Source organism: Edwardsiella sp. EA181011 (assembly GCF_000800725.1).
GTDB classification, from domain to species: domain Bacteria; phylum Pseudomonadota; class Gammaproteobacteria; order Enterobacterales; family Enterobacteriaceae; genus Edwardsiella; species Edwardsiella anguillarum.
In genome coordinates this window covers 1,412,691-1,424,665 of sequence record NZ_CP011364.1, presented here as the reverse complement: position 1 = coordinate 1,424,665, position 11,975 = coordinate 1,412,691, and the positions used below count along the sequence as shown (strand labels likewise).

Below are 11,975 nucleotides of genomic sequence, written 5' to 3'. Positions count from 1 at the left end.
TATCCCCTTAGCTGGATAAATTATTCAGTTTCATCCGCAGCAGCGCCTGCAGCGACTGGGAGGCGCTCTCCGCCAGCCCTTTGCTATAGGCCTCACGCGCGCCCTTGGCGTCGCCTTTCTTCAGCAGCACGTCGCCGCGTACATCCTGGGCCAGCGGCTGCCACCCTTTGGCCGTGACGCCATCCAGGGTTTTCAGCGCCGCATCCAGCTGATTTTCCTGCAGCTGTACCCGCGCCAGGCGCAGATCGCTCAGGGACTTCAGATTTTCGTCTTTGGCCTGCCCCGCCGCCCAAACTAGCTGGGCCTGCGCCTTGGCGAAGTCAGACTTCTCTACCTCATACTGCGCCAGCTGCAGCGCCACCAGTACGCCGTAATTGTTGCCATTCTCTTTGATAAAGGCTGCGCTGAGCGCCACGCCGTCCTGCTTACCACCGCTCAGCGCCTCGCTGGCCAGCTGATAGGACTGGGAAGCCTGCGCCATGTTAGCCTGCTGATGACCAACCCAGTAACGCCAGCCGAGCAGCGCACCGACGCCAATCACCACGCCCACCACCAGCGTCTTGCCATACTCCTGGAAGAAATGGCGGATGGCATCAACCTGTTCGTTCTCTGTGCTATAGACTTCCACTGTTTCCTGCTCCTTAGCCCAACAGGGTCGCCAGCAGCATCGCGGCCTGATCCTGCGCCACGGTCTGCTGTTCACCGCTTGCCAGGCACTTCACGTTCACCTGACCACTCTGTACTTCGCTCTCGCCCAGCACCAGCGCAATGCGGGCGCCCCATTTATCGGCACGGGCAAACTGCTTCTTAAAGTTACCACCGCCGTAGTTGGTCATCAGACGCAGCGTCGGCAGGGCGTCGCGCAGCTGCTCCGCCAGACGCATCGCTGCGCTTTGGGTGCCCTCGCCGGCGGCGATCAGGTAGACATCGACCGTGCGCTGCGGCAGGAAGCCTGGGTTGACCGCCTGAACCAGCAGTACCAGACGCTCCAACCCCATGGCAAAGCCCACCGCCGGCGTCGCATGACCGCCCAGCTGCGCCACCAGACCATCGTAACGGCCCCCAGCGCAGACGGTGCCCTGTGCGCCAAGGCTGGTAGTCACCCACTCAAACACGGTGCGGTTATAGTAATCCAGCCCGCGCACCAGACGCTCGTTGACCGTATAAGCGATCCCGGCGTCATCCAGCAGACGGCACAGGCCGTCGAAGTGTGCGCGGGAGTCGGCGTCCAGATACTCGGACAGGCGCGGCGCCGCGTTCAGCAGCGTCTGTACCTGCGGATTCTTCGAGTCCAGCACGCGCAGCGGATTGCTGTACATGCGACGCTGGCAGTCCTCATCCAGCAGATCCTTATACTGTTCCAGGTAGGTGACCAGGGCGTCGCGGTAGGCGGCGCGCGCCTCCAGCGAACCGATGGAGTTCAGCTCCAGCGCGACGTGATCGGCAATCCCCAACGTCTTCCACCAACGGGCGGTCATCATGATGATTTCCGCGTCGATATCGGGACCGGCCAGGCCGAACACCTCCGCCCCCAGCTGATGAAACTGGCGGTAGCGCCCCTTCTGCGGGCGTTCGTGGCGGAACATCGGCCCGATGTACCACAAACGCTGCTCCTGATTGTACAGCAGACCATGCTCGATGCCGGCGCGCACGCAGCCAGCGGTGCCTTCCGGACGCAGGGTCAGGCTGTCGCCGTTGCGATCCTCGAAGGTATACATTTCTTTTTCAACGACATCGGTCACTTCACCGATGGCGCGTTTGAATAACGGGGTCTGCTCTACAATCGGCAAACGGATTTCGCTGTAGCCGTAGCTGGCCAGCACCTGCTTAAGCGCCGCTTCAATCGGCTGCCACAGCGCCGTATCTGCCGGCAAATAGTCGTTCATGCCACGAATGGCCTGGATATTCTTAGCCACGTCAACTCTCTATGTAATTTGCAAAAACTGGCCCGATTATAGAGGGATTCACGGCCCCTCTTCAACGCGGGCAAACAGCGGCGGCGCCAGAACGCGCCGCCCGTCATCACCGCTCGTCCAGCGTCGTGACGCCAATGCGCATCTTTTCATCCAGCATGGCGGCCTTGGCGCGGATCTTCGCCTCCAGCAGATCGATGATCGCATCGTTATCAAAGCGCTCCTTCTGACGGACGCCGTCCTCATAGAAGCCGCTCTTATTGTGTCCGCCGGTCACGCCCAGGGTTGAGACCAGCGCCTCACCCGGCCCGTTGACCACGCAGCCGATGATCGATACATCCATCGGCGTGATGATATCTTCCAGGCGCTGCTCCAGCGCATTCACCGTTCCGATCACATCAAACTCCTGGCGGGAGCAGGTCGGGCAGGCGATAAAGTTGATCCCGCGCGAGCGGATGCGCAGCGACTTAAGGATGTCGAACCCGACCTTGACCTCTTCCACCGGATCGGCGGCCAACGATACGCGCAGGGTATCGCCGATCCCCTCTGCCAACAGCATCCCCAGGCCGATGGCGGACTTCACCGAGCCACTGCGTGCGCCGCCGGCCTCGGTAATCCCCAGATGCAGCGGCTGATCGATACGCGCCGCCAGCAGGCGGTAGGCGTCAACCGCCAGAAATACATCGGAGGCCTTCACGCTCACCTTAAACTGGTCAAAGTTGAGGCGATCCAGAATATCGACATGGCGCATGGCCGACTCCAGCAGCGCCTGCGGGGTCGGCTCACCGTACTTCTCCTGGATGTCCTTCTCCAGCGATCCGGCGTTAACGCCGATGCGGATAGGAATGCCGCGATCGCGCGCGCAGTCGACCACCGAACGGATCCGGCTCTCATTGCCGATATTGCCCGGATTGATGCGCAGACAGTCTACGCCGTACTCCGCAACCTTCAGCGCAATACGGTAGTCAAAGTGGATATCGGCCACCAGCGGCACCTGCGCCTGCTGTTTGATCAGCCGGAACGCCTCGGCCGCCTCCATGGTGGGCACCGATACACGCACGATATCCACCCCGACCCGCTCCAGTGCGCGGATCTGCGCCACCGTCGCATCGACGTCGGTGGTGCGGGTGTTGGTCATGGACTGGACGGCGATAGGGGCGCCGTCGCCGATCGGCACGCTGCCGACATGAATACGCGTCGATTTACGGCGCTTAATGGGGGATACACTATGCATGACTTCTCTCCGCCCTTGCCGTAGCTCAGTTAGCCGCCGCAGGCTGCGCGTCTAACGTCAAACGGGCAACCTGGCTTGACTTGATAAAACGACTCAGATCAACGGGCTTACCCAGATACTGGATCTGCACCGCCGCCGGCGCCCCGATCTTCAGGCGATAGGGAGCCTTACCGGCCAAATCGAGTTTACCGCCGGCGCGCTGCAGCCCGCTGAACAGGACCTTGCCGCTGGCATCGCGCACTTCCAGCCAGCAGTCGGCGCTGAAATGCATCGCCAGCGGGCTCGCAGAGGCTTCGCCCGAGCTGCCCGGGGCCACGCTCGCGGCGGCAGTCGGCAGGGCCGCGCCGGAAAGCGGCGCTACGTCAGCCTGGCTCGGTGCGACCACGGCATTGCTCTGCGCCGCGGTCGGCCCGTTATTCTGCACCGCCGCCGGAGCGGCAGCCTCAGGCGCTGCAGCGTGAACCGCCACAGATGCGGCAGGCGTCGTCGCCGGCGCAGTATGGTTAGCGTCCGCAGCGGACGGCGCCGCGGCGCTATCGCCGGCGGTCGTCGACGCAGAGGATGGCGATGCCGCGGACAGATCGACCGGCTGAGCATCCTGCTGCTTCGCCAGCTGAGCCGACGACTCATCGGCCATTTCCACGATATCCTGCTGCTGGGCTTTATGGTTTTGCCACCACCAGGATCCGGTAATGCCGATCACCACAAAGATCACCAGCCAGGTAAAGGTCATCAGCCAGCCTTCGCGCTTCTTACGCTTTTTGCCCAGCGAAAAGCTCTGCATTGGTGCCATTTTTACCGCCCGAACAGGGGCTTGTTTGGCTAACAGCGGGGCGATCTCCTGCTCGGGGATCTGCACCAGCTTGGCGTAGGAGCGGATATAGCCGCGGACAAAGGTCGATACCAGACCATCCGGGGCCTTGTCTTCTTCAATATCGCGTACGGTTGAGAGCTTCAGGCACAGGCGTTCGGCCACCTGCTGCTGGGTGAGTCCTAAACGCTCGCGGCCCTGGCGCAGACGCTCGCCGGTGCTCATCGGTGCTGCTTGATCTTGGGAGGCTTCAGTATTCATTCGCTAGGAACTGCTGGTACTGTTGGGATTGTGGAAAATTTCGCGCCAGTTGCTTGCCATAACGTTCGAGATTCGTCTGGCGCCCATCTAACGCAGCGAAACGGATTTGTAACCATAAACTATCGGCGCTGGCCGGTAAAATATGATTGTAAACATCCAACATCAATCGTGCATCCGTGCGGTCACCCTGTTGTAACGCCCGTGCGGCGTCGCCCAGCAGACGCGTCCCCTGCTGCGGATCGGCCTTTAACGCGCGGGCAAATAGCCTGCGGGCTTCATCAGGCCGATCGGCCCGCAAAAAGCAGGTCCCCGCGCTAAAAAAAGCCTCGGCGACCCAGCCATCGTCCGGCAGGCGCGCTGCAGCGTTAAACTGTTGTTGCGCCGCTACATACTGCCCTAAACTGCAGAGAAACGCACCGTAATTATTCACGACGCTGCCGTTGTCCGGCGCCAGCGCCAGCGCCTGGCGATAACTTTGCGCGGCCGCCTGCGGCTGACCGCTCAGCTGCTGATAGCGCGCCGTCAGCAGCGGGCGCCGATAGTCGCCGGGTGCCGCGGCGGGCAGCTGCGCTAACGCCTGCTGCGCCAGGGCGGCATCGCCGCGATCGAGCGCCGCCTGCGCCCGCGCCTCCGGCGACAGGGCGAGCGCATCGGCCGCTGCCGCTCTCGGTGCCTCCGGGGTATCGGCACACCCGAAGAGCAGCAGCGTTACGCTTGCGCACATCGTCGCCGTCGTCGTTTTCATCCCTTGCTCCGCTACGTCCGTGTGCGGGTCAGCCGATGTCTGGCGCTGCGCCGCCGTCGCCGGCGGCCGTTCGTCTCTACATCAGACTTCACGCACGTTGATAGGTTCCCCTGCCGCTTGCTTCTTCAGGGTCCGTTTGGTTCGGTCGATCACCTCACCCGCCAGCTGACCGCAGGCGGCATCGATATCGTCGCCGCGCGTCTTACGCACGATAACGGTAAAGCCATACTCCATCAGCACCTTGGAGAAACGATCGATACGGCTGTTGGAGCTGCGACCAAAAGGCGCTCCCGGGAAAGGGTTCCACGGGATCAGGTTGATCTTGCACGGCGTATCCTTCAGGCACTCCGCCAGCTGGTGCGCATGCTCCGTACCGTCGTTGATATGATCCAGCATCACATACTCTACCGTCACCCGCCCCTGATTGGCGTTGGACTTCTCCAGGTAGCGGCGAACCGATCCCAGGAACATATCGATATTGTACTTGCGGTTGATCGGTACGATCTCATCGCGGATCGCATCGTTCGGCGCATGCAGCGAGATCGCCAGCGCCACGTCGATCATATCGCCCAGCTTATCCAGCGCCGGCACCACGCCGGAGGTGGACAGGGTGACGCGACGCTTGGAAAGACCGAAGCCAAAATCATCCAGCATAATCTCCATCGCCGGGATCACGTTGGTCAGGTTGAGCAGCGGCTCCCCCATCCCCATCATCACCACGTTGGTGATCGGACGGTTGCCGGTCACCTTCTGCGCGCCGATGATTTTTGCCGCGCGCCAGACCTGGCCGATGATCTCCGAAACCCGCAGGTTACGGTTAAAGCCCTGCTGGGCCGTCGAACAGAATTTGCACTCCAACGCGCAGCCCACCTGGGACGAGACGCACAGGGTGGCCCGATCGTCTTCCGGAATATAGACCGTCTCTACCCGCTGATCGCCCACCTGCAGCGCCCACTTGATGGTGCCGTCAGAGGAGCGCTGCTCAACCGCCACCTCCGGCGCACGGATTTCCGCCACCTGCTTGAGCTTAGCACGCAATACCTTGTTGATGTCGGTCATCGCGTCAAAGTCATCGCAGCAGTAGTGGTAGATCCATTTCATGATCTGATCGGCGCGGAACGGCTTTTCGCCCATCTGGATGAAAAACTCGCGCATTTGCCTGCGATCCAGATCGAGCAGGTTAATTTTTTCCGGCGCCTGAGAAGCGCACGGCGCGGCGTCAGCAGAAACGGGCGTTACATGAATATCAGACAAGGGAGACTCGATGGCAGTGGCATCGGGCGCAGCGCCCGGATGCGATAAAGGATTCTTGGACATAAAATGGACAGGCCTCGTTGTTACACTTTGCGGCTCGTTGCCCCCCGCCCGACGGGCGGAGAGGACAGAAACTGGCATACAATAACGCCCCGGAGAAAACGCGGGGCGGCATATTGTACCTACTCTCGCCCGCCGATGCCATGGCGATAATGCACCCAGGCGGGATTTTGGCGCGCGGACGGGGCGCTCAGCGGGTGCGCGGGCAGAGGTCGCCGGCGCTGAAGAAATAGGCGATTTCGCGTTCGGCAGAGGCCGGAGAGTCAGAGCCGTGCACCGCGTTCTCCGTCAGGCTATCGGCATAGTCTGCGCGCAGCGTACCGGCCAGCGCGTTTTCTGGATTCGTGGCTCCCATGATCTCACGGTTACGGCGCACCGCATCGTTACCCTCCAGCACCTGCACCATGATCGGGCCGGAGGTCATGAAGGTCACCAGGCCGTCAAAGAAGGGGCGCCCGCGGTGCTCGGCGTAAAAGCCTTCCGCCTGCTCGCGCGTCAGGTGCACCATTTTGGCGGCGACGATCTTCAGGCCAGCAGACTCAAAGCGTGCGTAGATGACGCCGATGGCATTTTTGGCCACTGCGTTCGGTTTTACGATGGAAAAGGTACGTTCTAAGGTCATGTCTACCCCTGTCAGACAGCTTTAATCAACATCCGCGCGGGATTCTACGGCGCAACAGCGACGGAAGAAAGCCACCCGGTCATGCCAACACCATGAGCTGGCGGAAGATTTTACTTACGCTTATCGCTACCGATGATGCCCAGTCGGCCCGTTGCCCGCCCGGCGGGGCGCGCAGACTGGCGAATTCGATTATAAGAGGGCGCCGCGGGGTTGCCTATGGTAATGACGTTAATTTGTTAAAAAGATATGAATATTTTGATGCCTACCGCAGGGCGCTCTCCCGGCGGTAGGCGGAGGATGGGTCTGACGGACTAGCGTCTCGTCGCAATGGCGTTGCGCAGCCAGCCGCCCCAGCGCCGCTGATACAGCGGCGTCACGTGGGTGCGCAGGTAGTCGGCCAGCGGATCCTGCGCATCACGGCGAAGGCAGCAGACGTCGATCGCGTCATCCTGATCCAGCAGGGCGCTGGCTAGGGTGCCCGCCTCGCGGATCAGCGCCTGATGCGCGGCCACATCGTTTCCCTCCAGCTCCAGCGCCAGCAGCAGCACCGGCTGCGCGTCGCAGAGCGGATCCTGAAAATGCGCCAGCCAGGCACTCCGCACCAGATTGCGCTGGCCGCACAGGACGGTCAGCCCGCTCTGCAGGGCCTCCGGCGTCCGCTCCAGCGGCCCGACGCGGATCGCAGCGCCGCCGTCGATCGATAACGTCTGCGGCTGTGCCATGCCGCCGCTCTCCAGCAGCATCGCCACCTCCTGCGGGTAGAAGGCCTTGCCCGCCTCCGCGCGGGGATTTAAAAACAGCGTCTCGCCGCGAGTCAGAGCGAACAGTTCGCGGACCGGCAGCGCGTGCCAAGACGCGGGACCGCCGTCCGTCAGCGCCTGTTGTAGACGCGCCGGCGTAGAGAAAAAGGGGATCACCCGCGTGCCGTCCTCCATTTCCCAGTGTTCGATCGCCAGCGTATCGTCGTCCGCCTCCGCCATCGCGTCACCCCGAGCCGGAAGATAGACCGTCGACGACAGCAGCGCACGGTAAAACAGCGCCAGATAGGCCGGATCGGCCGCCGCCTGGGTCAGGCTGGATTCGAGCCGCTGTTCGGGGGTATCGTGATGGTGATCGTGCTCATGCTGACGATCATCGTGATCGGGGGGGTATCGCAGGTACTCACCGTCATCTCTCCTGTTTCCGTATTTCCTTGGCCGATGCAGGCTCCGCCGTGCGGCGGAGCCATAATGTCAACGTCAGCAGCGCCCGGCCTGCGTCAACAGCAGGCGCGCCAGCGTCCGTACGCCGATGCCGGTCGCCCCGGTGGACCACTGCTCCACCGCCGCCTTACGGTAGGTGGCGCTGCAGTCAATGTGCAGCCAGCCCTGCCGGTAGTCAGTGACGAAGTGCGACAGGAAGGCCGCCGCCGTACTGGCGCCGGCCGAGTGCGCCGCGCCGGCCACGTTGCTGAGATCGGCAAAGGCGGAGGGCAGCTGACTACGGTGAAACTCCGCCAGCGGCAGACGCCAGAACAGCTCATCTTCCTGAGTCGCACTCTCCTGCAGCGCCGCCGCCAGCGCATCGTCAAAGGAAAACAGCGCATGGTAGTCGCCGCCGACCGCGGTCTTGGCCGCGCCGGTCAGAGTCGCGCAGTCGATGATCATGCGCGGCGCCTGACGCGAGGCATCGATCAGGCCATCGGCCAGCACCAGGCGCCCTTCGGCATCGGTATTCATAATCTCAACCCGTTTGCCGTTGCGATACGAAATGATATCGCCCAGTTTGAACGCGTTGCCGCTGACCAGGTTATCCGCGCAGCACAGGTAGAGTTTGACCCGCGCCTGCAGCCCCTGCGCGATCGCCAGCGCCAGAGCGCCGGTCACCAGCGCCGCACCGCCCATGTCCGACTTCATGGCATCCATGAAGGCCGTCTGCTTCAGGCTATAGCCGCCGGAGTCAAAGGTGATCCCCTTCCCAACCAGGCAGGCCAGCACCGGTGTATCAGACTTACCGCCGGGATTATAATCCAGCTCCAGCAGCGCCGGCGCGCGCGCAGAGCCGCGGCCAACGCTGTGCAGCCCCATATAGCCCTGCTCGCGCAGATCGTCACCCTTAATGATGCGGTAGTGAATGCTGTCGCAGGCCTGTGCGCACAGCAGATCGACCGCGCGCTGCGCCAGCTGAGTCGGCCCCAGGTTTTCCGCCGGGAGATTGATGGTGTCGCGCACCCAGTCGATATTCAGCAGGCGGCGATCCAGCTCGGCGCGATCGGCGGCGCTCAGCGCAGGCCACTGCACGTGCTGCCCGCCCTTCGGATTGCGAAAGCCCTGCCAAAACGCCCAGCAGACGCTCAGGCTCCACGACGTCCCCTGCAGAGAGACCTGCTTCATCCCCTGGGTATCCAGGCGGCGCGCGGCGCGCTGAACCGCCCCGAGGTCCAGCGGCTCTCCGGCATGAATGGTCATCCCCTGAGCGTCCGCGCTCAGCAGCGCATCGCTGCCCCAGCGCATATCCGCGCACTGACTTGATAAATGGACCGGCATCAATTCATTGGTCATACGTGTTCTCCCGCTTGCTTCGCGGCCCCCCGCGAACGGACGTCGCGGGCGGTCTATAGTAAAAAGCCACCCCTACGGGTGGCTTGCCCGGGCCGACTCCCGCGCCGAACTCAACGACGGGGGAGGCCCCTCTCACTCTGCCTCATCTAACCAGACCAGCAGGATGGCTTCCAGAATTTTTTCACTGGAGGCGCCCGGATCGTCATCAAAATCATCCAGACTGCAGATCCAGCGGTGCAGATCGGTAAAGCGCACGCTCTGTGGGGAGACGTCCGGATACGCGTCATATAGCGCCTCGCCGATGGCGCGGCTATCGTGCCACTTCAGTCCCACCTCAGTGCTCCCGCGCATGGTTAACGGTATAGCGCGGGATCTCGACCACCAGATCCTCATCCGCGACCCGCGCCTGGCAGCTCAGGCGACTTTCCGGCTCCAGACCCCAGGCCTTGTCCAGCATGTCATCCTCCAGCTCGCTGCTCTCCGCAAGGGAGTCAAAGCCTTCGCGGACGATGCAGTGACAGGTGGTGCAGGCGCAGGACTTCTCGCAGGCATGTTCGATTTCAATCCCGTTACGCAGCGCGGCGTCCAGGATCGTTTCGCCTTCCTGGGCCTCGATCACCGCCCCGTCCGGGCAATGTTCCTGATTGGGCAGAAATACGATTTTTGGCATGTTTAAACCTCATCCACAGAGTGACCGGCCAGAGCACGACGAATGGAGCTATCCATGCGCCGCGCGGCAAATTCTTGAGTTTGTGCATCCAGCGCCTTGATCGCCGCCTCGATCGCCGCCGTATCATTACCGGCGGCGGCGGCCTGCAGCGCCGTCTGCGCCTGGCGGATTGCCGCCAGCTCCTGCTCGCCCAGCAGAGCACTGTCCTGCTGCAGCGCGCCGTGCAGGCTTTCCAGCACCCGCGCGGCCTCTACTTTTTGTTCCGCCAGCATACGCGCGCTGAGATCGCCCTCGGCGTTCGCCATGGAGTCCTTCAGCATGCCGACGATTTCGTCTTCGCTCAGCCCGTAGGAGGGCTTCACCTGGATCGCCGCCTGCGCCCCGGTAGACTTCTCCATCGCGGTCACGCTGAGCAGCCCGTCGGCATCCACCTGGAAGGTGACGCGAATATGGGCGCCGCCCGCCGGCAGCGGCGGAATGCCGCGCAGGGTAAAACGCGCCAGTGAACGATTATCCTGGGCCAGCTCACGCTCGCCCTGCAGCACATGGATCATCATCGCCGTCTGGCCATCTTTAAAGGTGGTAAACTCCTGCGCCCGAGCCACCGGGATGGTGGTATTGCGCGGGATCACCTTCTCGACCAGCCCACCCATGGTCTCCAGCCCCAGTGAGAGCGGGATCACATCCAGCAGCAACATATCGGCATCCGGTTTATTGCCGACCAGAATATCGGCCTGGATAGCCGCACCGATCGCCACCACGCGGTCGGGATCGATCGCGGTCAGCGGCGGACGGCCAAAGAAGTCGCCCACCAGCGTCCGCACCAGCGGTACCCGGGTTGAGCCACCAACCATCACCACCTCCAGCACCTCGTCGCGGGTAACACCGGCATCTTTTAGCGTCCGGCGACAGGCCAGCAGTGTGCGCTTAACCAGCGGCGCGATCAGCGCATCCAGCTGATCCCGGCTCACCTCACCCTGCCAGTCGCCGACGCACACCGTCGTCTCTTGCTGGGCGCTCAGGGCGATTTTTGCCGCGACGGCCGCATCCAGGAAGCGGCGCGCCAGCCCGGCATCGCTACGGTCGTGCAGACCGGCCTGCTCACGCAGCCAGTCGGCCAGCAGGTGGTCAAAGTCATCGCCGCCCAGCGCGGAGTCGCCGCCGGTGGCCAAGACCTCAAACACCCCGCGGCTAAGGCGCAGAATCGAGATATCAAAGGTGCCGCCGCCGAGATCGTAAACCGCGATCACCCCCTCCTGGGCGGAGTCCAGACCGTAGGCGATGGCGGCCGCGGTCGGCTCATTGAGCAGGCGCAGCACGTGCAGACCGGCCAGACGCGCGGCGTCTTTCGTCCCCTGGCGCTGCGCATCATCGAAGTAGGCTGGCACGGTGATCACCACCCCGTCCAGCTCGCCGCCCAGGGCCGCCTGCGCGCGCGCAGAGAGTGCGGCGAGGATGTCGGCGGACACCTGGATCGGGTTGACGCTGCCCGCCGCCGTCGCCAGCTGCGGCATACCGCTCTCGCTGGCGTGCATCTGATAGGGTAAATGCGGGTAACGCGCCTGAACGTCGGCCAGCGAACGCCCCATCATGCGTTTAATCGAGCCCACGGTATTGAGCGGATCGTCGGCGGCCTGCTCACGGGCCTCAGCGCCGACGATATGCCCGCCAGCCTGGTAGCGCACTACCGACGGCAGCAGATGGCGACCCAGCTCATCGGCCAGCGTTTCGGCCTGGCCGCTGCGCACGGTCGCCACCAGAGAGTTGGTGGTGCCCAGATCGATACCCGCCGCCAGACGACGCTGATGCGGCGCGGCACTCAGTCCCGGCTCACTGATTTGTAATAACGCCATGTTCGCTTCCGT

Annotated in this window: 12 protein-coding genes; all 12 read right to left on the bottom strand. The window is 63.0% G+C overall.

Going from position 1 to position 11,975, the window contains the following annotated elements; genetic code table 11:
- Positions 1 to 7: 7 nt before the first annotated feature.
- The 12 genes from QY76_RS06330 to hscA all read right to left on the bottom strand — a co-directional run bounded on the left by QY76_RS06330 (position 8) and on the right by hscA (position 11,963).
- Positions 8 to 628: a YfgM family protein gene (locus QY76_RS06330; RefSeq protein ID WP_045425620.1), complete on the bottom strand. Its 621-nt coding sequence runs from the start codon at positions 626 to 628 to the stop codon at positions 8 to 10.
- Positions 629 to 641: 13 nt separating this feature from the next.
- The gene (hisS, locus tag QY76_RS06325) at positions 642 to 1,916 is read right to left on the bottom strand and encodes a histidine--tRNA ligase (RefSeq protein WP_034165387.1); all 1,275 of its coding nucleotides are present in this window, start codon (positions 1,914 to 1,916) and stop codon (positions 642 to 644) included.
- A gap of 106 nt (positions 1,917 to 2,022) precedes the next feature.
- Positions 2,023 to 3,147, bottom strand: coding sequence for a flavodoxin-dependent (E)-4-hydroxy-3-methylbut-2-enyl-diphosphate synthase (ispG, locus tag QY76_RS06320; protein ID WP_045425618.1), 1,125 nt, complete (start codon positions 3,145 to 3,147; stop codon positions 2,023 to 2,025).
- A 25-nt stretch (positions 3,148 to 3,172) separates the two neighbouring features.
- Positions 3,173 to 4,219, bottom strand: coding sequence for a cytoskeleton protein RodZ (rodZ, locus tag QY76_RS06315; RefSeq protein ID WP_071844121.1), 1,047 nt, complete (start codon positions 4,217 to 4,219; stop codon positions 3,173 to 3,175).
- Positions 4,209 to 4,964, bottom strand: a complete 756-nt coding sequence (gene pilW, locus QY76_RS06310; RefSeq protein WP_045425607.1) for a type IV pilus biogenesis/stability protein PilW — start codon at positions 4,962 to 4,964, stop codon at positions 4,209 to 4,211. Before pilW ends, rodZ begins: the two co-directional genes overlap by 11 nt.
- A gap of 81 nt (positions 4,965 to 5,045) precedes the next feature.
- Positions 5,046 to 6,218 (bottom strand): bifunctional tRNA (adenosine(37)-C2)-methyltransferase TrmG/ribosomal RNA large subunit methyltransferase RlmN, encoded by a 1,173-nt coding sequence (locus tag QY76_RS06305; protein ID WP_174434929.1) that lies wholly within the window; start codon positions 6,216 to 6,218, stop codon positions 5,046 to 5,048.
- A gap of 250 nt (positions 6,219 to 6,468) precedes the next feature.
- On the bottom strand, positions 6,469 to 6,900 hold the full coding sequence (ndk, locus tag QY76_RS06300; RefSeq protein ID WP_034165394.1) for a nucleoside-diphosphate kinase: 432 nt from the start codon (positions 6,898 to 6,900) through the stop codon (positions 6,469 to 6,471).
- A 311-nt stretch (positions 6,901 to 7,211) separates the two neighbouring features.
- Positions 7,212 to 7,973 (bottom strand): enhanced serine sensitivity protein SseB C-terminal domain-containing protein, encoded by a 762-nt coding sequence (locus QY76_RS06295; protein WP_371201611.1) that lies wholly within the window; start codon positions 7,971 to 7,973, stop codon positions 7,212 to 7,214.
- Between the two features lie 165 nt (positions 7,974 to 8,138).
- Complete coding sequence (gene pepB / locus QY76_RS06290) at positions 8,139 to 9,440, bottom strand: aminopeptidase PepB (protein WP_045425601.1); 1,302 nt, start codon at positions 9,438 to 9,440, stop codon at positions 8,139 to 8,141.
- A gap of 132 nt (positions 9,441 to 9,572) precedes the next feature.
- The gene (gene iscX, locus QY76_RS06285) at positions 9,573 to 9,773 is read right to left on the bottom strand and encodes a Fe-S cluster assembly protein IscX (protein ID WP_034165412.1); all 201 of its coding nucleotides are present in this window, start codon (positions 9,771 to 9,773) and stop codon (positions 9,573 to 9,575) included.
- A gap of 1 nt (position 9,774) precedes the next feature.
- On the bottom strand, positions 9,775 to 10,110 hold the full coding sequence (gene fdx / locus QY76_RS06280) for an ISC system 2Fe-2S type ferredoxin (RefSeq protein WP_034165398.1): 336 nt from the start codon (positions 10,108 to 10,110) through the stop codon (positions 9,775 to 9,777).
- Between the two features lie 2 nt (positions 10,111 to 10,112).
- Positions 10,113 to 11,963 carry a Fe-S protein assembly chaperone HscA gene (gene hscA / locus QY76_RS06275; RefSeq protein WP_034165399.1) on the bottom strand — a complete coding sequence of 617 codons (1,851 nt, stop codon included), beginning with the start codon at positions 11,961 to 11,963 and terminating at the stop codon, positions 10,113 to 10,115.
- Between the last annotated feature and the right edge of the window lie 12 nt (positions 11,964 to 11,975).